Annotated in this window: 17 protein-coding genes; 7 read left to right on the forward strand and 10 right to left on the reverse strand. The window is 72.8% G+C overall.

The genetic code is table 11. The features are described from left to right. Positions 1 to 159: 159 nt before the first annotated feature. Positions 160 to 720, forward strand: a complete 561-nt coding sequence (locus AC0VYM_RS17080; RefSeq protein ID WP_475453287.1) for a pyridoxamine 5'-phosphate oxidase family protein — start codon at positions 160 to 162, stop codon at positions 718 to 720. A gap of 240 nt (positions 721 to 960) precedes the next feature. Next, positions 961 to 3,210 (forward strand): DUF6351 family protein, encoded by a 2,250-nt coding sequence (locus AC0VYM_RS17085; protein ID WP_475453289.1) that lies wholly within the window; start codon positions 961 to 963, stop codon positions 3,208 to 3,210. 33 nt (positions 3,211 to 3,243) lie between these two features. Here the strand turns inward: AC0VYM_RS17085 and AC0VYM_RS17090 are convergent, their stop codons facing one another. Then, positions 3,244 to 3,792, reverse strand: coding sequence for a helix-turn-helix domain-containing protein (locus AC0VYM_RS17090; RefSeq protein WP_475453291.1), 549 nt, complete (start codon positions 3,790 to 3,792; stop codon positions 3,244 to 3,246). Between the two features lie 90 nt (positions 3,793 to 3,882). Here AC0VYM_RS17090 and AC0VYM_RS17095 point away from each other — a divergent pair, with 90 nt between their 5' ends. Next, complete coding sequence (locus AC0VYM_RS17095) at positions 3,883 to 5,160, forward strand: MFS transporter (protein ID WP_475453293.1); 1,278 nt, start codon at positions 3,883 to 3,885, stop codon at positions 5,158 to 5,160. Positions 5,161 to 5,229: 69 nt separating this feature from the next. After that, a complete protein-coding gene (locus AC0VYM_RS17100) occupies positions 5,230 to 6,057 on the forward strand; it encodes a phosphotransferase enzyme family protein (protein WP_475453295.1) in 828 nt (275 codons plus the stop codon). A 16-nt stretch (positions 6,058 to 6,073) separates the two neighbouring features. Here AC0VYM_RS17100 and AC0VYM_RS17105 read toward each other — a convergent pair whose 3' ends face one another. Further along, positions 6,074 to 6,775: a class I SAM-dependent DNA methyltransferase gene (locus tag AC0VYM_RS17105; protein ID WP_475453297.1), complete on the reverse strand. Its 702-nt coding sequence runs from the start codon at positions 6,773 to 6,775 to the stop codon at positions 6,074 to 6,076. Positions 6,776 to 7,307: 532 nt separating this feature from the next. Here AC0VYM_RS17105 and erm point away from each other — a divergent pair. Together erm and AC0VYM_RS17115 are read left to right on the forward strand one after the other, a co-directional pair. After that, positions 7,308 to 8,183: an ErmE/ErmH/ErmO/ErmR family 23S rRNA (adenine(2058)-N(6))-methyltransferase gene (erm, locus tag AC0VYM_RS17110; protein ID WP_475453299.1), complete on the forward strand. Its 876-nt coding sequence runs from the start codon at positions 7,308 to 7,310 to the stop codon at positions 8,181 to 8,183. Between the two features lie 30 nt (positions 8,184 to 8,213). Next, a complete protein-coding gene (locus AC0VYM_RS17115) occupies positions 8,214 to 8,798 on the forward strand; it encodes a hypothetical protein (RefSeq protein ID WP_475453301.1) in 585 nt (194 codons plus the stop codon). Between the two features lie 408 nt (positions 8,799 to 9,206). Here AC0VYM_RS17115 and treZ read toward each other — a convergent pair whose 3' ends face one another. From treZ to treY, 7 genes are all read right to left on the reverse strand, one after another. Continuing rightward, on the reverse strand, positions 9,207 to 11,024 hold the full coding sequence (gene treZ / locus AC0VYM_RS17120) for a malto-oligosyltrehalose trehalohydrolase (RefSeq protein ID WP_475453303.1): 1,818 nt from the start codon (positions 11,022 to 11,024) through the stop codon (positions 9,207 to 9,209). A gap of 67 nt (positions 11,025 to 11,091) precedes the next feature. Further along, a complete protein-coding gene (locus tag AC0VYM_RS17125; RefSeq protein WP_475453305.1) occupies positions 11,092 to 11,940 on the reverse strand; it encodes a putative RNA methyltransferase in 849 nt (282 codons plus the stop codon). A gap of 94 nt (positions 11,941 to 12,034) precedes the next feature. After that, on the reverse strand, positions 12,035 to 12,487 hold the full coding sequence (locus tag AC0VYM_RS17130) for a thioesterase family protein (RefSeq protein WP_475453307.1): 453 nt from the start codon (positions 12,485 to 12,487) through the stop codon (positions 12,035 to 12,037). After that, on the reverse strand, positions 12,484 to 13,473 hold the full coding sequence (locus AC0VYM_RS17135; protein WP_475453309.1) for a 3-hydroxyacyl-CoA dehydrogenase NAD-binding domain-containing protein: 990 nt from the start codon (positions 13,471 to 13,473) through the stop codon (positions 12,484 to 12,486). Before AC0VYM_RS17135 ends, AC0VYM_RS17130 begins: the two co-directional genes overlap by 4 nt. Before the next feature lie 30 nt (positions 13,474 to 13,503). After that, a complete protein-coding gene (locus AC0VYM_RS17140) occupies positions 13,504 to 14,403 on the reverse strand; it encodes a beta-keto acid cleavage family enzyme (protein ID WP_475453311.1) in 900 nt (299 codons plus the stop codon). A 49-nt stretch (positions 14,404 to 14,452) separates the two neighbouring features. Next, complete coding sequence (locus AC0VYM_RS17145) at positions 14,453 to 15,334, reverse strand: TetR/AcrR family transcriptional regulator (protein WP_475453313.1); 882 nt, start codon at positions 15,332 to 15,334, stop codon at positions 14,453 to 14,455. 167 nt (positions 15,335 to 15,501) lie between these two features. After that, complete coding sequence (treY, locus tag AC0VYM_RS17150) at positions 15,502 to 17,871, reverse strand: malto-oligosyltrehalose synthase (protein ID WP_475453315.1); 2,370 nt, start codon at positions 17,869 to 17,871, stop codon at positions 15,502 to 15,504. 301 nt (positions 17,872 to 18,172) lie between these two features. On the opposite strand from treY, the gene pstS reads away from it, so the two are divergent. Continuing rightward, a complete protein-coding gene (pstS, locus tag AC0VYM_RS17155; RefSeq protein ID WP_475453317.1) occupies positions 18,173 to 19,312 on the forward strand; it encodes a phosphate ABC transporter substrate-binding protein PstS in 1,140 nt (379 codons plus the stop codon). Positions 19,313 to 19,474: 162 nt separating this feature from the next. Here pstS and AC0VYM_RS17160 read toward each other — a convergent pair whose 3' ends face one another. Further along, on the reverse strand, positions 19,475 to 21,154 hold the full coding sequence (locus AC0VYM_RS17160) for a glycosyltransferase family 2 protein (RefSeq protein ID WP_475453319.1): 1,680 nt from the start codon (positions 21,152 to 21,154) through the stop codon (positions 19,475 to 19,477). Between the last annotated feature and the right edge of the window lie 169 nt (positions 21,155 to 21,323).

Below are 21,323 nucleotides of genomic sequence, written 5' to 3' on the forward strand. Positions count from 1 at the left end.
AAACGTCCTTTTCTGTTTGGGGCGAGTGTCCTGGCGGGTAGTCCGCAGGTGGGGACCTTCGCCGTCGGACAGGGGGCTCGTGCCCCACGGCCTTCGGGAGCACGACCAGCGATGATGGCGGAGGCTGGAACTGAGGGCACGGCACTTCGGGGGTTCGTGATGACTGGATCAGGCGGTGCGGACGCGTCCGCTCGGAATCGGAGCTGGGTGACGGGATCGGCCTCGCCTCCGGAACAGCGGAGCGCCGAGGAGGGCACCGATCGGCTCTCCGAGAGCGCCCAGATGACGGTCGGGACCGATCTGGCCGACGAACAGCACTCGGCGTTCACCGTCCTGGAGCGCCAGACCTGCTTCAACCTCCTGGCCTCACACGACATCGGGAGGGTCGCCTTCACCATCGAGGGGGACGCCGCCCCGACGGTGCTGCCGGTCAACTACGCGATGGTGCACGACACGATCGTCTTCCGGTCCACGCTGGCCGGGACCATCATGCGCCACGCGCGGGGGCACGCCGCCTTCCAGATCGACCACTTCGACGAGGAGCGGCGTGAGGGGTGGAGCGTGCTGGCCTCCGGACGCTGCCGCTGGGTGCGCGACCAGTCCGAACTGGAGCGCATCCCCCAGGGTCGGCTCCCCGAGCCCTGGGCGGCGGGACCGCGCGACCAGGTCCTACGGATCACTCCGGGCCGGGTGACCGGCCGGGACATCCACCACACCTGACAGCGGTACGCCGGACCCGGGAACCGCACACCCGGGTCCCGTACCTATGGTGTGTTTCGCCACCGATCGGGGTATCGGTGGCCACATGGGAGCGCAAAGCCCGTTTCACCCCCGGTGTGTCCCTGACCCCGACCCGTGCCGCACGGAGACGATCGCCTCGTGCGACAGCGGCCACCACTGCCATCACGGTCCGGGCTCCGGCACGGGGACGATCGCGTCGACCCGCGCGGGGGACGGCCGTTGAGGCCCCTGTGGAGCCGGGTCGCCCTGGGTGCGGGCGCCGCGGCCACCGCCGCCGTCCTCACCGTCTCCGGTACGCCGCTGCTGCTCCACCACGCCACGGCGCTGACGCTGCCCTCGTCCGCGGCACCGACAGTGTCACCCCCGGACGGCGGTCCGGACGGCCTCCGTGTGCGCGTGCTGTCCTCACGGCCCGACACCGTCACAGGCGGGACCTCGCTGGTGCGCGTGGAACCGCCGCCCGGAGTCGAACCGCACGAGGTGCGTCTGGAGGCGGACGGCACCGACGTCACGGACGCGCTGCGCCCCGTACTCCTCCCCGAGGGCGGGCACGTGCTGGAGGGGCTGGTCACGGACCTGCCCGAGGGAAGGTCCGCCCTGGTGGCCGCGCTGACCGAGGAGGCGGCAACCTCCTCCGGCACCCTGGCCCAGGCCCGGGTGGTGGTCATCAACCACCCCGGGTCCGGTCCCGTGTTCGCCGGGCCGCACCAGGAACCGTTCGTCTGCCAGACCGGGGAGTTCGCCCTCGCCTGGGGCGGTGCCCTGGGCGACCCGTTGGACGACGACTGCTCGGTGGAGACCGTGGTGGGCTACGTGTACCGCACCACGGACGGCCGGTTCGCCCCGCTCCCGGAGGGTGGCTCCCTGCCCGCCGACGTCGCCCGCACGACCACCTCCACCGGTGAGGAGGTGCCGTACACGGTCCGGGTGGAGACCGGAACCGCCAACCGGTCCGTGTACGAGACGGCCGTCCTGCACGACCCCCGCGACCCCGATCCCGACCCGTGGACCGCTCCGGAGGGCTGGAACCGCCGCCTGGTGTACAAGTTCGGCGGCGGCTGCCCCGGGGGCTGGTTCGTGCAGGGGAACCGCACCGCCGGGGTGGTGGACCACGGCATGCTCTCCCAGGGGTACGCGGTGGCCTCGGCCTCCCTGAACGTGTTCGGGCACAACTGTGACGACCTGTTGGCCGCCGAGACCATGAGCGCCGTCAAGCAGCGGTTCGTCCTCTCCCTCGGCGTCCCGGACCACACACTGGGCTGGGGTTCCTCCGGCGGCGCCTACCAATCCCACCAGATCTCCGACAACTATCCCGGGCTGCTCGACGGGATCGTGGTCTCCCAGAGCTACCCGGACGTCGGTTTCGCGACCGTTCCCGCCGTCTCGGACGCCCTGCTGCTGCGCACCTACGCCGAGGCGCACCCGGACGCCCTGACCGGGGAACAGCAACGGGCGGTCTCCGGGTTCGGGACCTGGGAGGGGATCAACGCGATGGCCGACGCCGCCGCCCGGATCGACCCCCGGGGCGTGTGTCCGTCCGCGCTGCCCGCCGAGGAGCGCTACCACCCCGAGGACAACCCGGACGGCGCACGCTGCGACGTGTTCTCCCACGCCCGCAACGTCTACGGCACCGACCCCGAGACCGGTCGGCCCCGGCTCCCGCTGGACAACGTGGGGGTGCAGTACGGGCTGTCCGCGCTGCTCGACGGCGACATCGACGCGGACCAGTTCCTGCACCTGAACGAGCACGTCGGCGGGTTCGACCGGGACGGTTCGGTGGTGCCCGGACGCACCGTGGGCGACCCGGCGGCGATCCGGGCCGCCCACGACAGCGGGCGGCTGCTCCACGGGGGCGGCGGGCTGGCCGCCGTCCCGGTCGTGGACCACCGCCCCCACCAGGACCACGCGCCGGAGGGGGACATCCACATGCGGTACCACTCCTTCAGCACCCGCGAACGCCTGCTGGCCGCCAACGGCACCGCCGACAACCACGTGATGCTGGTGGAGGCGCACCGCGGCGGCGTCTTCTCCGCCGACCAACCGGTGGCCGGGCGCGCCCTGACCGAACTCGACGCCTGGGTGACCTCCGCCGCCGAGCTCGCCCGGGACGAGCCCGGGGGAGCACCCGCCGAGCACCTGCGCCGGTCCCGCCCCGAGTGGCTGACGGACTCCTGCTGGATCGGGGACGAGCGCGTGGTCGCCCCGCAGCTGCCGTTGCCGGAGGGGCGGGGCGACCGCTGCGCCGACGCCTTCCCCACGTACGGCTCACCGAGGATCGGCGCGGGCGGGCCGCTCGCCTCCGACGTCGTCAAGTGCCGACTCACCGAGTTCGACGAAGAGGCGCACCCGGCGGAGTTCGACGAGGACCAGGCCGAGCGGGCCCGGGACGTGTTCGCGGACGGGGTCTGTGACTGGTCGGAGCCGGGTGAGGGCCAGCGGCCGCCGAAGGGGCCGTGGCAGTCCTTCTGAACCGAGGACCCGTGACCGACCCGCGCCCGCCGGTCAGTCCTCGGGGATGTCGTGCAGGATGAGCGCCCCGCCGCGCAGGGGCCGGTCCCGGCGCTCGTGGTCGGTGGTCACGTACTCGTCGACGACGGCGAGGAGCCGCCGGTTGAACTCGGAGACCTCCTCCTCGTTCAGGTGCAGGGCGAACCGCCCCACGAGCCGGACGGAGTCGGGGTCGGCCTCGTCGAGTTCGGTGGTGAACGCGGCGAGCGGTGAGGACTGTTCCTCCGAGGGCGTGCCACGGAGCGGGTCGTCCAGCCACCAGGTCTCCCCGGTGGCCCGGTAGGGCTTCTCCAGGGCTCCGGCGGCACCCTTGCGCACCGGCCCGGCGACGAGGAAGCCGACGTCCACCAGCGTGCGCACGTGGTGCAGCACCGTGCCCGGGTTGGTGTCGAGCCGGTCCGCGAGCTCCCGGTTGGTGCGGTCCCTGCTCAGGCACAGGCGCAGGATGCGCAGTCGCAGCGGGTGACCGAGGGCCTTGGCCTCGCGGGCGGTGGCCGGGCGCCGCTGGCGCCGGGCGGGCTGTTCGGGGTCCGGTTCTGCCATGGCTGAAGCCTAGGGCCAGTCCGGCTCCAGGAGTCGATTGGTTAATACCAATCGATTGAGTTTCCCCAATCGATCTGTCAGTCTCGATCCATGTCCGACCCCCAGGGGCCCACGCCCCCCACGCCCCCCGCGTCCCCCGATCCCGTGACCCAACCCGCGCCCCACTCCCTGGGCGGTGACTTCTGGAGGGTGTGGACCTCCTCCGGACTCTCCAACCTGGCGGACGGTGTCCTGAAGGTCGCCCTGCCCCTGGCGGCCCTGCGCTTCACCGACTCCCCCGTGCTCGTCGCGGGTGTCACCGTGGCCCTGGGCCTGCCCTGGCTCCTGTGCGCCCTGCCCGCCGGAGCCCTGGCCGACCGCCTGGACCGGCGGCGGGCGATGGTCGGCGCCAACGCCGTGCGCGGCGCCCTCGTACTCCTGCTGGCCGTCGGACTGGCCCTGGACGTGGGGTCGATCTGGCTGCTGTACGCGACCGCGTTCCTGATCGGCACGGCCGAGACCCTGTACGACACCTCCGCGCAGTCGATCCTGCCGCAGATGGTCCACCGGGACCGGCTCTCCCGGGCCAACGGGCGGCTGTACGCGGTGGAGTTCACCTCCCACCAGTTCGTCGGCCCGCCCCTGGGCGGCGCGCTGGTGGGGGTGAGCGCAGCCCTGGCGTTCGTGACCCCGGCCGCGCTGTGGGTGACCGCCCTGGGCGTCCTGCTCCTGGTGCGCGGACGGTTCCGGGTGGAACGCGGCGGACCGCCCACGAGCGTGCGCGCCGACATCCGACAGGGACTGCGGTTCCTGTGGTCCCACCGCCTCCTGCGTTCGTTCGCCGTGATGGTCGGGGTCTCCAACTTCGCCACCAGCGCCTCCTTCGCGGTCATCGTGCTGTACGCGGTGGGCCCCGGCTCCCCGATGGGGTTGTCCGAACCCGCCTACGGCGCACTCCTGACCGCCATGGCCGTGGGGAGCCTGCTGGGGTCGTTCATGGCCGAGTGGTGTGAGCGGGTGCTGGGCCGGGCCCTTTCGCTGCGGCTGTGCGTCCCCCTCTTCGCGTTGTTGCTGCTGGTCCCCGGGCTGACCCCCAGTGTCTGGCTGGTCGGGGCCGGGTTCTGCGTCGGCGGGATCGGGATCACGGTCTGGAACGTCATCACCGTGTCGCTGCGCCAGCGTGTGACCCCGGCCGACCTGATGGGGCGGGTCAACAGCGTCTACCGCCTGCTGGCCTGGGGCACCATGCCACTGGGCGGGGTGGTGGGCGGGCTGGTCGCGGAGTTCCTCGGGCTCAGGGCGGTGTTCCTCGGTACGGGGGTGCTCATGCTGACCCTGCTGGTCCCGCTGTGGCGGATGGACGAGGCGGACCTGGCGGACGGCGGGTAGGGGGTCCGCAACGCACGCGGCTGGGGATATCCGGTGGACGCCGCCCGCTCCCTGCATGAGGATGGCCGCGTGACACACGACGACCACCACGGCCCTGAGGACGACGTCGAGGTCCTGGAGGGCGGCAACGTCTCCGGCCGGGTCCTGCGGATCGGCGCCACCGTGCGCAAGCCCTGGCTGCCCTCCTCCCCGGCGGTGACCTCCCTGCTGGACCACCTGCACCGGCGGGGATTCACCGGTGCCCCGGTCAGCCACGGCCAACGGCCCGAGGGCTACCAGAGCCTGGCCCACGTCCCCGGCACGACGGCCGACCGGATGCCGCCCATGACCACCGGCGAGCTCCGTGAACTGGGCGCGATGGCCAGGCGGCTGCACGACCTCACCGCCGACTTCCGGCCTCCGGAGGACGCCGGGTGGGAACGGCTCTTCCCGCCCGAGGAACCCGAGGTGATCTGCCACAACGACCTCGCCCCGTGGAACCTGGTCCGTGATCCGGACGGGGTCCAGGAGGCGTTCGACGGGGGCGGGCGACGGACCGAGTCCTGGTGCCTCATCGACTGGGACGGCGCCGGTCCGGCCAGCCGGATGGGCGACCTCGGCTACGCCGCGCACGGGTTCGTCCCTCTGCACGCGGGCGGCGACCCCGAGGCCGACGGCCGGAGGCTGCGGGCGCTGGCCGACGGCTACGGCTGCGACGCCGACCAGCGCCGGACCCTCCCCGGTGCGGCGCTGCGCCGGGTGCGCGGGATGTTCGAGATCCTGGAGGAGGGCGCGCGTACCGGTCGGCTTCCGTGGTCGCGTCTGCACGCTGAGGGTCACGCCGACCACTGGGGCCCGGCCGCTGACTACGTCGAACGGCACCAGGAGCGTTGGATCGAGGTGCTGACGGAGCCGTGAGCCGTCCCCGGCCCGGTCAGTCGGGCCGGACCCACGCGAACGCGGCCGAGATCGGGTACCCCCGGAACCGTTCCCACTTGGGTTTGGCCGCCACCCAGCCGTCGTCCACGACCGCCTCGTCCAGCTCCTCCAGGCGCCAGCCGCTGGCCAGGGCCGCCCTCGTGTGGTCACCGATCAGGTGCACGTGGGTGGTGATGGCGACCTCCTCCCCCGAGGCGTCGGTGAAGTGCGTGGGCATGCCGGAGGCCATGATGAACTGCGGGTGGTAGGCGACCAGCACACAGCGGCCGCCCGGCCGGGTGAGCCGCCACGCCTCGGCGTAGAAGGGTGCGAGGTCGGACAGGTGCTCGTCGATGAGCGAGGCGATCACCAGGTCGTAGGTGCCACCCGGCAGACCGGTGGCCCGGACGTCGCCCTGGGTGAGCGTGTCGTGGGCGCCCCGCTTCTCCGCGAGGGAGAGCATCCCGGCGCTGAGGTCCACCCCGTCCACACGCTCCACTCCCCTGCCGCGCAGCCATGATCCCGTGCGGCCCGTGCCGCAGCCGAGGTCGACGGCGCGGCGGACCCCCGACCAGTCGGGGGCGGTGAGTCCGTCGAGGAGGGCGAGGTCCATGGCGTCGAGCACCGAGTCCTCGTAGGTGCTGGACCAGCCGTCGTAGCCGGTGGCCACGTCGACCGTGCGGTAGTGGCGGGTGTCGAAGTCGGAGAAGTCAGGCATGGGGCCGAGTATGGCCCGGCCCCTCTGGTTCGCGCGAGCGTGTTTTCACCGGGTCGGGGGCGCGCGGGGCGGACGGTCCGCACGCGGCGGAAAACCCGTTGCCGCACGGCCGCCCCCTCCCCTAACGTGCTGTCCATGTCAGCCTTCTTCGCGATCGTTCGGGGCCAGTACGCCTGGTCCGTGGTCGCTCCCTCCCACACCCGTCACCGGTCCGCCCCACTGGACCGGTAGCCGAACCCCTTCGAGCGCACCGCCGTTTCCGCACCCCGTTTTCCCCGGGGGCGACGTCGGCGGTGCCAGGGGAGTCACACCCGTGTCGGGGCACGTCGCCCAGTTCGCCGTGCCCCGGACGGGACGAGTGTCAGATCAGCCGCGTATCGGTCCAGGCCCTGCCGACGTCCTTCTCTCCTTCGGACGGGCAGCCTCGGATCACCCCGGTTCCTCCGGTGTGCGCTCTCCCTCCGGGTGAGGCGTTCCCTCGTGCTGCCCGTCCACGTCAGTCCGCCCTCCGAGGCGGCAGAACGGACCACGCGTGGCACGCCACTCCCGCAGAAACCCGGCCTACCGGAACCCCAGCGGACGGAACGACGGTTCCGGCACGGGGGGCACCCGACCGAACAACCGGCGGCGGCTCTCCCAGAACTTCCTCACGGACCCCGGCACCGCCCGCTGGGTCGTACGGCTGTCCGGGGTGACCGCCGACGACCTGGTCGTCGAGATCGGCCCCGGCGACGGCGCCATCACCCGGTTCCTCGCCCGGACGGCCCACCGGGTGATCGCCCACGAACTCGACCTCCGACTGGCCGAACGGCTCGCGGACCGCTACCGCGACCCCTCCCGGGGTGTGCGGGTGGTGCACGGCGACTTCACCCGGGCACGGCCGCCGCGTGAGCCGTTCTCCGTGGTCGGCAACATCCCCTACTCCCGGACCTCCGACATCGTCCGCTGGTGTCTGGAGGCCCCGGGGCTCAGCTCGGCCACCCTCGTGACGCAGCTGGAGTACGCCCGCAAACGCACCGGCGCCTACGGGAAGTGGAGTCTGGTCACCGTGCTCAGCTGGCCGTGGTGGTCGTGGCGGCTGGCCGGTCGGATCGACCGGAACCGCTTCCACCCCGTGCCCCGGGTGGACGCCGGGATCATGGTGCTGGGCAGGCGGTCCGAACCCCTGGTGCCCGTGGAGCGACGGGCGGAGTACCGGCGCATGGTGGAACTCGGCTTCGGCGGCGTGGGCGGCTCCTTGTCGGCGTCGCTGTCCCGGGAGTATCCGGCAGGGCGCGTGGCCGCCGCACTGAGGTCGGCGCGGGTGGCCGGCGGTGCGCCGGTGGGGCTGGTCCACCCCGACCAGTGGGTGGAGGTCTTCTGGTCGCTGGCCGGTCCCGGTCGGACGGGCGGCCGACGGACACGGTGAGGGCGGACACCCCTGGCCTAGCGTGGGGGGATGCGAAGAATCCTCCCCTGTGCCCTGGTCCTGCCGATCCTCCTGCTCACCGGCTGCGGTTCCCCGGAAGGGGAGGTCTCCGCGGGGCCGCCGACCCCGTCCGCGACCGCCACCGACGCGTCCGAGGGCCCGTCACACGACGCGGTGGACCCTGTGGAGGACGAGGAGGGCGGCGGCTCCGCCGAGGGTGAGGGCGGGGTGCGGGGCTCCGAGTACGCCTTCGGTGAGGGTGCCGTCTTCCCGTACCCGGTCGGCGCCTACGAGGAGGAGTTCCGGGAGGGGGTCGAGGAGGACGTGGTCTACACGGTGGACGACGTCGCCCTCACCCCCTCCGGTCAGGTGGGGTTCACCCTGACCGTGCGGGTTCCGGAGCTGGGCCGGGTCCTCGGCACGGGGGTCCTGGACGTGCGGTGCGCGTACGAGGGGCACGAGGGTCCCGCCACCTCGGAGGCGCCACTGGGTGAGCTGGAGTCCGGTACGCACGCGGCGGACATGGCGTGCGAGGGGCCGGGCTCCCCTTCCTCCGTGCTGGTCTCGGTGGTGAACGGGGAGGACGAGGCGGACTTCCGGGGTCCCGTGGGGTGAGTGGTGCGGGAGGGACCGGGCCCGGGCGCGAACCGGTCGGTGCCCCGAGGTCATCACACGGGTATGACGCCCCTCACTCCAGCCCTTGTCCCGTTCCTGACCCTCCCCTCCCTCTGGGGCCCGCTCGCCCTCCTCCCCTTCCTGCTCTTCGTCGGTACCTGGATCCTCCTCGTCTACATCCACGTGTCCCGTTGGCGCCGTCGCGGCGGCGCCCGTGGAGGTGGCCACGGCACCGGACGCCACCGTCACGGGTCCGGTGGCAGGGGCGGCTCCGGTTGGGGTGTCTGGGGCGGCGCTGACGGAGGCGGCGGATTCGGGGGTGACGGAGGTGGCGGCTTCGGCGGCGGTGACAGTGGAGGAGGCGGTGGTGGGGGTGGCGGAGGTGGCGGGGGCTGACTTCCGCCGCGCTCAGAGCCGCAGGACCGCGAAGGACTCCCCCGGAAGGGCGACCGTGTTCCCGGTCACCCTCGCCCGCCCGCTCTCCCACAGCACCTCGCGCGGCTCCGCAGACAAGTCCACCTTGGCCTCCCCAGGACCGAGGTTGCAGACCAGGCGCAGGGACCCCCGGACCAGGGTCAGCGTGCGACCGTCCTCGCTCGCGTCGACTGCGAACCGGTCCAGTCGCGGGTCCGCGAGTTCGTGCTCGGCCCGCCGCAGGGCGATCAGGGCCCGGTAGGCGTCCAGCACACGGACGTGCGGCCCCCTGCCCGCCTCGGACCAGTCCAGCACCGCGCTGTCGCGCGTGGCCGGGTCCATGGGGTCGGGGACGTCCTCCTCCGCCCAGCCGAGGGCGGCGAACTCGCGGCGGCGCCCACGGCGGACCCCCTCGACCAGGTCGGGGTCGGTGAAGGACGCGAAGAACGGCCAGGGCGTGGTGGCCCCCCACTCCTCGCCCATGAAGATCATCGGGGTGTAGGGCGAGCAGAGGACGAGGGCGGCGCCGCAGGCGAGCAGGCCCGGCGAGACGTGCTCACCCATCCGGTCGCCCCGGGCGCGGTTGCCGATCTGGTCGTGGGTGCTGAGGTAGCCGAGGAACCTGCTGCCGGGGATCCGCGCGGTGTCGACCCGGGCCCCGTGGTCGCGGCCCCGGAACGTGGAGTGGGTCCCGTCGTGCCAGAAGACCCGGCGCAGCGTCTCGGCGAGCACGTGTGGACCCTCGAAGTCCGCGTAGTAGCCGTGGTTCTCCCCGGTCAGGGCGACGTGCAGGGCGTGGTGGAGGTCGTCCGACCACTGCGCCGCCATACCGAGGCCCCCGGCCTCCCGGGCCAGGACCGTACGCGGGTCGTTGCGGTCGGACTCCGCGACGAGGGACAGGGGGCGCCCCAGACCGGCGGCCAGGGCGTCCACCTCGGCGGAGAGTTCCGCGAGCAGGGGCACGGCGCGGTCGTCGCGCAGGGCGTGGACCGCGTCGAGGCGCAGCCCGTCCAGGTGGTAGTGGCGGAGCCAGTCCAGGGCGCCGTCGATGACCAGCCGCCGGACCGGGTCGGAGTCCGGGCCGTCGAGGTTGAGGGCGGGGCCCCAGGCGTTCTCCCCGGAGAAGTAGGGGCCGAAGCGCGGCAGGTACGCGCCGGAGGGTCCGAGGTGGTTGTAGACCACGTCCAGCAGCACGGCCAGGCCGCGCTCGTGGCAGGCGTCGACGAACGCCTTGAGTGCGTCGGGACCTCCGTAGGGCTCGTGCACCGCGGCCCACAGGACACCGTCGTAGCCCCAGCCGTGGGTTCCGTCGAAGGCGTTGAGCGGCAGGAGTTCGACGTGGGTGACGCCGAGGTCGGCCAGGTGGTCGAGGCGGTCGATGGCCGAGGTGAGGGTTCCTTCGGGGGTGAAGGTGCCGACGTGGAGTTCGTAGACGACGGCCCCCGCGAGCGGTCGGCCCGTCCAGGCGGGGCGGGCGGTGTCGGACCAGGCGCGGGTGGAGTGGTCGTGGACCCGGCTGGGCGCGTGCACCCCCTCGGGCTGCCACAGGGAACGGGGGTCGGGCAGGGGCCGGGGGTCGTCGTCGAGAAGGTAGGCGTAGTCGGATCCGTGCCCGGCGCCGTCCACCCCGGCGTGCCACCAGCCGTCGTCGGTGCGTTCCATGGGGTGGTCGGCGCCGTCCACGCGCACGCGCACGCGGCGGCACCGGGGCGCCCAGACGGAGAAGTCCCCGTGGACGCCGCGTCCGGGGGTGGCGGGCGGCGCGGTGCCGACGGAGCTGGACGGTGCGGGGTGCGTGGCCGGTTCGTTCACGGAGGGTGGCCTACCCAGGTGGTCCGTGCGCCACGCCGAGGGGTCCCCCCACCCGCGTGGTCGTCCGCTACTCGGACCTGCGGTAGGTCCGGACCAGGACCGACGCGGTGGTGGTGAAGGGGTCCGGGAGCGCGGCGACGCGGGCCCTCAGTTCCTCGGGGGTGACGTGCCGGGCGCTGGGCCCCATGCCCACGACGGTCAGGACCTCCTCGTGGGCCAGGTCCATCGTGAAACGCAGCTCCCGGGTGGCGACGGGGACGAAGTGGTCCCCCAGGCTCTCGGCGAGGCGTTCGTCCTTGCGGGGGTCGACGTCGAGCAGGCCCAGGGCCGCTCGGGGTTCGCGCAGGTGGTCGGGGGCGGGCGTGACGACCAGCAGGACCCCTCCGGGCTGGAGGACGCGGTGGAACTCGGGGGCGTTGCGGGGGGCGAAGACGTTGACCACGGCGTCGGCGGTGTGGTCGGCCAGGGGCAGGCGCCGCCAGGAGTCGGCGGTGACCGCGCCGCTGCGGGGGTGGGCCCTGGCGGCCAGCCGCGCGGCGAACTTGGAGACGTCGGTGGTCAGGCCGACGGCGTCCGGGAGGGCGGTGAGGATCTGGGTGAGGTAGTGGCCGGTGCCGCCGCCGGCGTCGACGATGACGCGCCGACCCCCGAGTTCCTCGGCCAGGGCCCGACCGATGGGGTCGTAGTGCCCCCGCTCCTGGAAACGCCGTCGCGCGGCGACCATCTCCCGGCTGTCACCGGACCCGGGCGGCGTGGCGCCCGTGAGCAGGCTCGCGTAGCCCTCCCTGGCGACGTCGAAGCTGTGGCCGTCGGCGCAGCTGAGCCCCTGGTCCAGGGGGCGCGCGCAGACGGGGCAGGTGAGGGAGGCCGCCAGGGAGGCGGGCATGCGCAGTTCGGGGCCGGTCTTGTTCGTCATGATCGCGGTCAGCCTACCGTCTGACCAGGGTGTCGGAGCGGGCCCCGTCGCGCGTTCCCGCCGACGGGGCCCGGCGCCGTCCACCGGCCACGGTCTAGGAGCCGATGGCCCGGCCCGCGTAGTCGGGTGCGGGCTCGGTGAGGGCCGCCAGACGCGCGGCGACCTCCTCAGGGAAGGGGACCGCCCGGCCCAGCGCCTGGTCGACGTGGAGCGCCAGCAGTTCCTCGGTCGCCGCCAGGACGTCCCCGACCCGCATCTCGTGGCAGATCCGCACCTTCCTGGCACCGGACTGGCCCGGGTCCGGACCGACCACCCGGGTGCTGACCTCCACCTCGGCGTCCGCGCCGACCTCGTGCAGGTACCGCACGTGCGCCTCCACCGTGTACAGGGAGCAGCCGGAGGCGGCACGGTAGTCGGCGCCCAGGCCGACCCGGTCCATCAGCGCGTCCGTCGCGAACCCGAAGACCAGGACGTAGTAGGCCTCGCTGAGGTGGCCGTTGTAGTCGATCCACTCGGGTCGCAGCCGTTGGGTGAGGGTCGCGCTCACGCCGCACCCCCGTCCCGCTCGGCGGCCTCCGCGCGTTCGACCTCCTGTAGCGCGCGGGCCACCGCGATCAGGCGGCGGTCGCGCTGGGCGATCAGTTCGGCGGTGGAGCGCCCCGCGACGACCTCGTCGGTGCCCGCGACCATGCGGTCGCGCAGGTCCTCGGTGAGTTCGGGCGCTTCCAGGCGGGTCCACGGGGCCTTCAGTGACGGGCCGAAGTGGTCGAGCATGTGCGCCATGCCGCCCTCTCCCCCGGCCAGGTGGAAGGTCAGGCAGGGCCCGAAGAAGGCCCAGCGCAGGCCGGGGCCGCTGGTCATGGCCAGGTCGATCTGTTCGACGGTCGCCTCTCCCTCCGCGACCATGTGCAGGGCCTCGCGCCAGGCGGCCTCCTGGATGCGGTTGCCGATGAACCCGGGGAGCTCCCGTTCCATGCTGATCACGGACTTGCCCGCCGCGCGGTAGAAGTCCGAGGCCCAGTCGACGGCCCACTGCTCGCTCCGCTCACCGCCGACGACCTCGACCAGGGGCACCAGGTAGGGCGGGTTGAACGGGTGGCCGACCACGAGCCGTCCCGGTGTGGCGGCTCGCGTCTGCATCTCGCTCATGCCGTAGCCGGAGGTGGACGAGGCGATGACCACGCCCTCGGGGGTGGCGGCGTCGATCTCGGCCAGCAGGTCGATCTTCAGGTCGAGGCGCTCCGGGGCGCTCTCCTGGACGAAGTCCGCGTCGACCACGGCCTCAGCCAGTGTGTCCACGACCCGCAGGTTCTCCTTGGCGGCGCCCTCGGCCAGGCCCAGTTCCTCCAGGGCGGGCCACGCGGAGGCGACCAGCCCGCGCAGCCTGGTCTCGGCGTCGGGGGCGGGGTCCCAGGCGACCACCCGGTAGCCGCGCCCCAGGAAGTGGGCGACCCAGCCGCCCCCGATGACGCCCGCTCCGACGCAGGCGACCGTCCGTACGGCCTCGGGGGTGGTTCTCGCGTTCTCCGTCATCGTGCTTCTCCTGTGGTCGGGGGTTCGGGGCTAGGACGCGCCGCGGAGTCCGAGCATGGCGCGGGTCTCGTCCGGTGTGGCCACCCGGGCGCCGAGGTGCTCGATGATGGCGACGGCCTTCTCGGTGAGCTGGCCGTTGGTGGCCTTCACCCCGCGGCTGAGGTAGAGGTTGTCCTCCAGTCCCACCCGGGCGTGCCCGCCGAGCAGCACCGACTGCGCCACCCACGGCATCTGTTTGCGGCCGATGGAGAAGCTGGCCCACTGCGCGCCCGCCGGGAGCAGGTTCACCATCGACTGGAGGACGCCCGGGTCCGAGGGCGCCCCGTAGGGGATGCCGGTGCACAGCTGGAACATCGTCGGGTCGTCGATGAGGCCCTCGGCGTGCATCGTCTTGGCGAACCACAGCTGGCCGGTGTCGAAGATCTCCAGCTCCGGGCGGACGCCCAGCTCCTGGATGCGCCTGGCGCCCGCGCGCAGCATGTCCGGGGTGGAGACGTACACCTGGCTGCCGTCCCCGAAGTTGAGGCTGCCGCAGTCCAGCGTGCAGATGTCGGGAAGCAGTTCCTCCACGTGCGGGAGGCGGTCGAGGCCGTTGACCAGGTCGGTGCCCTCCTCGAACTGGAGCGGATCGTCCTGGCCGATCACCAGGTCGCCGCCCATCCCCGCCGTGAGGTTGATGACGATGTCGATCCCGGTCTGGCGGATGCGGTCGACGACCTCCCGGTAGAGGGCGTTGTCGCGGGAGGGGGCGCCGGTCTCGGGGTCGCGGACGTGGATGTGCACCGCGCTGGCGCCCGCCTCGGCGGCCTCGACCGCGGCGGCGGCGATCTGTCGGGGCGTCACGGGGACGTGCTCGCTCCGGCCGACGGTGTCGCCCGCACCGGTGAGTGCGCAGGTGAGGATAGGTGTGGGGTTCATGAGGTCGCTCAAGGCGGGGCTCCGTCTCTGGGCGTGTGGGGTGGTGCGGGTACGGGGCGTCTCACCCGAGGACGTCACGGTCGATGACCGAGCGCAGGGTGTGACGCATGTGGTCGACGGACCGGCCGGGCATCCCGGTCATGACCTGGATGCCGAGACCGTCGATGAGGGCGGTGAGGCGTCTGGTCGTCTCCTCGACGTCGAGGTCGACGAAGGTTCCGCTCTCCTTCCCCTCGCGGAGGGTGCGGGCGATCGTCTCGTGCCAGCGGCGGTAGGAGTCGGCGTGTAGTTCGCGCATGCCGGGGTCCAGCGCGGCGGCCGTCCACACCTGGAGCCAGACCGACCACTCCAGGCGCAGGCGGTCCGAGCCGGGCAGCTGGAGCTCGATGAGCCGGAGCAGGCGCTCGTACGGGTCCCCGATGGTGTGCAGCTCCGCGACCTGGCGGTCGAAGGCCTGCTTGACCGAGTGGCGCAGCGCCTCGACGAGGAGGTCGTTCAGGGTCGGGAAGTGGTAGTGGACGGTGGCGCTGGAGGTACCGCAGGCCTGGGCGACCTGGGCGACGCGCACCGAGTGGTATCCGTGCTCCGCGATGAGGGTCCAGGCGGCCTCGATGATCTGGAGTCGCCGGTTGTGCTCCCGGGCGGCCTTCGGGTGGTCCGCCAGGCTCGCGGACGGCGGTCTGACCGCCGACGAGTCGCGCGGGGCCGCCGCGACCGTCTCGGCGTCGTCCTCACCGTTGATGAGCCAGTTGACCGTCACTCCGGTCTCGTCGGCGATACCGGCCAGCTCCAGGGCGGTGAACCGCCGGGTGCCGGTCAGGGATTTGGAGAGTTTGCTGGGGTCGATACCGAGTCTGGTCGCGAACTGCCGCTGGGAGAGACCGGATCGGCGGATCGCCTCGCGGGCCCTGCCGCGTACGTCGTCGGCCACGTTGTCGTTCACGATGAGAACGTAACAACGCCATGGCGATTATCGCAACATGAGAGCCAAGATCGCCCCACCGATGGAGACGTCGATCCACCCGTGACGAACCCAGACATACCCGACACGAACAGGGCATCGGTGGTCGTCCGATGCCGCTCGGCAGCGAAGCGCAACTGACTGATTGATCAGTCAGTGTCCGAACCAGGGGTGCGTCCCCTGGCCAGGACCGCCACCGGGTAGTGGTCGAGGACCTCGGTCAGGCGGGCGGTGGTGAGGCCGTCCACCCTCTCCGGCGCGAGCGTGCGGCCGGTGAGGAGGTCGGTCCACTCCCCCGGCCCCGAGGGCAGCGGCAGCACGGTGTCGGCCCACCCCCCGGCGTCGGCCAGCGTCACCGGGAGCCGGGTGGCCACCACCGCCAGCGCGGGCCCGCGGGTGCCCCGCACGGTACGCGCGAAGGCCAGGGCGTGCTCGGCGGACGGCCCCTGGGCGGCCAGCGGCAGGTAACCGGTGGGGCGGAGCGCCTCACGGGCGCGCAGGCACGTGCGGACCACATGGAGCTTGACGGCGCCGGTCTCGTCCACGGGCGGGCGCCACCCCTGTTCGAGGCGGTCCAGGAGCGCGGCGCGCGCCCCGTGGTCCACGGCCCTGCGGTTGTCCGGATCGACCAGGGACAGGTCCCACAGTTCGGTGCCCTGGTAGAGGTCGGGCACGCCCGGGCCGAGCAGCTGGACCGCCTTCTGCCCGAGCGCGTTGCTCCATCCCGGCTCCCGCAGCGACTCCGCCATGGCCCGGACCTCGGCGTACAGGTCGGCGTCGGCTCGCAGCCGCTCGGGCCAGGAGCGGACGCGGTCCTCGAAGTCGGTGTCCGGCGCGGTCCAGGACGTGCCGAGGCGGGCCTCGCGGGCGGCCTTGAGCAGGTACTCGACCAGGCGTTCGTCACTCAGGGGCCAGGCGCCGAGCAGGGTCTGCCACCCGAGGAGGTCCAGCGCGGGTTCGGGCAGCGGGGCGCGGGCGCCCCAGCGGCGGACGGCGTCGGCGAACTCGGCGGGGATCTCCGAGAGGACCGCCAGGCGGGCGCGGACGTCCTCGGAGCGCTTGGTGTCGTGGGTCGAGAGCGTGGTCATGGTGAGGGGTTCGGCGGCCTCACGGCGCAGGTTGTCCTCGTGGAAGGCGGCGGTGCCCACGCCGAACCGGGCCGGGTCGCCGCCGACCTCGTTGAGGGCGACGAAGCGGGTGCCCCGGTAGAAGGCGGTGTTCTCGGTGCCCATCGCCACGACCATGCCGCTGGTCTGCTGGACGCGGCGGGCGGTCTCGCCGTGGGGGTTCTCGCGGACGGTGCGGTCGAGGGTCTTCAGGACGGGTTGGAGGTCGGGTCGGCGCTCGGCGGCCGCGCGGACGGCGCGGGCCCAGGCCGGTTCGGCCTCGGGCAGGTAGGAGCGGTACACGTCGAAGGAGGCGAGGAGCTCACTGACGGCCTCCTCGTTGCCCTCGGAGTCGGGCAGGGTCGCGGCGATCCGGCGCACCTCCGCGCGCAGGAGTTCGTTGGCGGCGTGGGAGCGCGCCTGGTGGTCGACGGCCTCGGTGTCTGTGGGCACTCCGCGTTCGCGGGCCAGGGCGGTCAGGACGGGTTCGCCGTCGGGGTCGACGAACACCCCGCAGACCGTGCGCAGGGCGTCGTAGCCGGTGGTTCCGGCGACGGGCCAGGAGGCGGGCAGGGACTCACCGGGGGCGAGGATCTTCTCCACCACGATCCACCCGGGGAAGCGTTCCGCGAGGCGTCGGAGGTAGCCGCCCGGGTCGCTGAGCCCGTCCACGTGGTCCACGCGCAGTCCGTCGACGCCCCAGCGCAGGATCTCGGCGTGGGTGGCGTCGAAGACCCCGGGGTCCTCCACACGGACGGCGGCGAGGTGGTCGACGTCGAAGAAGCGGCGGTAGTTGAGTTCGCTGTCTCCGCGCCGCCAGGAGACCAGCCGGTAGTGCTGGCGTTCGTGCACGTCCGCCGGGTCGTCGCCGGGCGCGTACGTGCCCGGGGCCACCGGGAAGCGCTGGTCGAAGTGGACCAGGTGTCCGTCGGTGAGGGTGAGCTCGGACAGGGCCGCGCGGCCGTCGTCGCCGTCGTCGGCCAGGACCGGCACCAGGATCGGCCCGGAGCCGTGGTCCAGGTCGAAGCAGCGGGCGTACACGGAGTCCCGGCCGTGTTCGAGCACGTCCCACCACCACGGGTTCGCGTCGGGCCGGGCCACCGACATGTGGTTGGGGACGATGTCGACGACCACCTTCATCCCGAGCGCGTGCGCCCGCGCGACCAGGGCCGCGCGGGCCTCCTCACCACCCAGCGCCTCGGAAACGCGTGTGGCGTCCACCACGTCGTACCCGTGGTCCGATCCGGGGGTGGCCGCCAGGAGGGGTGACAGGTACACGGCGCCCACCCCGAGCCGGTGCAGCTGGTCCAGGAGTGCGGTCGCCTCAGCGAGGCCGAAACCGGGCCTCAGCTGGACGCGGTAGGTCGAGGTGGGTGCCTGCCGCCCGTTCGGGTCGGTACTGTGCGCGCTCATCACCCAGGACCCGTGCCCGGTCGTTCGGCGTGTCATACATGCCCGCGCCCACTCACACCGAAGGGCCCGAGGGAACGACTTTCACCGGTCGAAAACTCCTCGTTCACCTCCTGTCCACCCAGAGTCCCCCGTACCGCCACGGACACGTCCGGTTCCGCACACACCCGCGTTGGGGAAGTCGGTCCGGCAATGGTTAAATTCATCGGCGGTCTTCCATCACCAGCGACAACGCGCCGGGCACCGGCGACCAGTGGTCAGGACGACGAGGACCACCGATTCCGACGAAGGGGATAGAGGAAGCGTGCTCCCGCCCAACAAGCGCACCCGCACCCAGCGCCGATCGAACGCCTACCGGGGCGCGGCCTCGGCCGCGCTGGCCGGACTTCTGCTCGCGTCCACCGCCTGCGGCAGTGACGACGCCGTCCAGGGGGCCGGCCCGGCCGTCCCCGACGACCTGGAGTGCTTCTCGGGGAGCCTGCACGGCTCCGGGTCCAGCGCCCAGGAGAACGCGATGACGACGTGGATCGCGGGCTTCCAGTCGGCCTGCGAGGACGCGCGCATCTACTACGACTCGATCGGTTCGGGCGGTGGCCGCAACCAGTTCATCGACGGCGCGGTGACCTACGCCGGGACCGACGCGGCGATGGACGCCGAGGAGAACGCCGACGCCGTGTCGCGCTGCGGTGGTTCCGACACGATCAACCTGCCCGCGTACGTGGTGGCGATCGCGGTGGTGTTCAACCTCGACGGGATCGAGGAGCTCAACCTGAGCCCCGACACCCTGGCCAAGATCTTCAACCAGGACATCACGCGCTGGAACGACCCGCAGATCGCGGAGGACAACCCCGGCGTCGACCTGCCGGACCTGGCGATCACACAGGTCAACCGGGCCGACGACTCCGGGACGACGGAGAACTTCACCCGTTACCTGGCCGAGGCCGCCCCCGACGCGTGGCCGCACGAGGCCGACGGGCAGTGGCCGATCACCCCGCGTGAGTCCGCGCAGGGCAACAGCGGTATCGCTGACACGGTCTCGCGGGCCGACGGCGCCATCGGGTACGTGGAGATGTCCCACCTGCACGGCCTGCCCGCCGCGAGCATCGGTGTGGGAGACGAGTTCGTCGACATCTCGCCGGAGGCGGCCGCCCAGGTCGTGGCTGACTCCCCCCGCCGCGAGGAGAACACCAGCGAGTTCGACCTCGCGCTGGCCCTGGACTACGGCACCACCGAGCCCGGCAGTTACCCGCTGGTGCTGGTCAGCTACGAGACCGTGTGCCTGGACTACCCGGACCAGGCCGAGGCCGAGCGGGTCAAGGCGTTCCTGCGGTACGTGGTGAGCCCGGAGGGCCAGGAGGCGGCCTCCGAGGAGACCGACTCGACTCCGGTCAACGAGTCCCTGCGCGAGGACCTGCTGGCCTCCATCGAGGCGATCGGTTCCTAGCGGACACCGTGGTTCCCGGGGCGCGTCACCAAGGTGGCGCGCCCGTTCCACACCTTTGATCCGGTACCTTACGTACTGACCACGTAGCGCTGGGTCAGGTGTCACGGGCGGGCGCTGTGCGGTGCGACGGGCCCGTCCGGCCGGGTCGGTGTCTTCCCCCACCTATCCGGCCGCGGCCGGGCCCCCGCCGGGGTCCTCCTCGTCGGGCATCTCACGCCCGCAGGCCCGGCAGGCCCGGTACCAGAGCGAGCGGAGCCGGGCCCGTGGCCTCCGGCGCCGACTCCGACGTCGGCGCCACCAACGTCTGCGTTCCCCCTCCTCCTCGTCACCCTCCGCGTCGCCCGGCTCCGCGTCGCCCCGACACGCGTCGACGAACCCCCCGGGGACGGGCCCCGGGTACTCGACGGCGGCCCGGGGCGGCGGCGGGACGGAACGGTGCAGGGTGAGGTCGGTGAGGGTGCCCTCCCCGCCGTGGATGCGGTAGCGGCCGTGGAGCGCGGCGACCACGTCGGCCAGGTCCTCCTCGTCGTCGCACACCCGCATGGCCCGGGCCAGTGCCCGGGTCCGCCAGAGCCGGACCCCGGCGTCACGGGTGGGCGAGGCCGCCAGGAAGAGCTCGGTGAGCCCGGCGCGGGCGCGTTCGGCGCTGGCCAGGAGCCGGGACAGCGCCAGCTCCCCCAGCCCCCAGGCGACCGGCACCTGGAGGAGGAAGGGTGAGGGGAATCCGGTCCTGGGCGCGGTGGCGGCGAAGGAGATCCGTGGTTCCCGCAGGTAGTTGGCCTGGATGAGACGCAGGTCCAGCTGGGGCCCGTCGAAGCCGCCCGTGGCCGACCCGGCCCCCTCCCAGTCAGCGACCAGGGTCAGCGCGAGGTCCGTCTCGGTGCCGTTGAGCAGCCGGTCCACACACCCCCGGACGAGGTCGTAGGGGGCGCCGGCCACGTCCACCACGGCGTGGACCAGCGGGGTGCGGCGGCGGGCCTCGGGGACCCGTTCCCGGTAGGCGTGCGGGTGCGGCATGAGTTCGGCCAGGACCTCGGTGCGGAAGCGTTCCGAGGGCAGGCGGGTACGGGCCGTGGAGGCCGGGCCGACGTGCCAGGCGGTGGCGGTGCGCTCGGGGACCATGACCGCCCCGGCCTGCCAGAGCCGGTAGCCGAACTCGGTGTCCTGACCGAGGTCCAGGTCGGGGTCGACGCCTCCGGCCGCCTCGTAGAGGCTGCGGCGCACCGCCGCGGCGGCGCCCAGGTAGGCGTGGAAGCCGAGGTGGTCGGCGTCGCGCAGGTCGTCGCTCTGGTCCAGTAGGTGTTCGATCCAGTCGTGGCGGCCCCCTGTGTCGAGGTCGCGGTGGAGGTCGCCGGAGCGGGCGGCGGCCAGGACCGCCCCGGGACCGTGGGGGTCGGTGTCGGTGAAGCGGACGCGGCCGAGGGTGACGCACTCGGCGTGGGTGTGGTGCCAGCGCGCCTGGGCCTCGACGAACTCGGGGCAGGCGACCATGTCGGCGTCCATCCACATGAGGATGTCGCCGGTGCTGGCGTGCGCTCCGTACGCGCGGGCGTATCCCGCGCCCCAGCCGCCGTCGGGGGCGGCCACCACCCGGCAGCGGCGCGGGCGGTGGTCGGGGAGCGTGAGCGGTGGGGCGGAGTGGTCGTCGACCACCACGACCTCGAAGAGGTGCTCGGGGTAGGTCTGGACGGACAGGGAGGCCAGCGCCAGGTCGAGGTGATCCTGGCCGCCCCTCGCGGGGATGATGACGCTGACGGTGAGTTCCGGTGTCCAGCAGCCGGTGGCGGGTGGTGTCAGCGCGCTCCAGTCGTTGCGGAAGACGCGGGTCGCGACCCGTTCCACCCGGCCACGGTGCGACACCCCGTCGACATGAGACCCTACGTGCTTATTCAGTGACACAGAGTCACTATAGCGATGTTTCCCCACACAGGGTGAGTGTCACCCCTCGTCGATGTGTCTCCGCGCCGGGTCCCGCTCGCGACGCGGGCGTGGTCCGGGCCGCGCGAGGACC

The organism is Nocardiopsis sp. iso_237 (genome assembly GCF_056173345.1).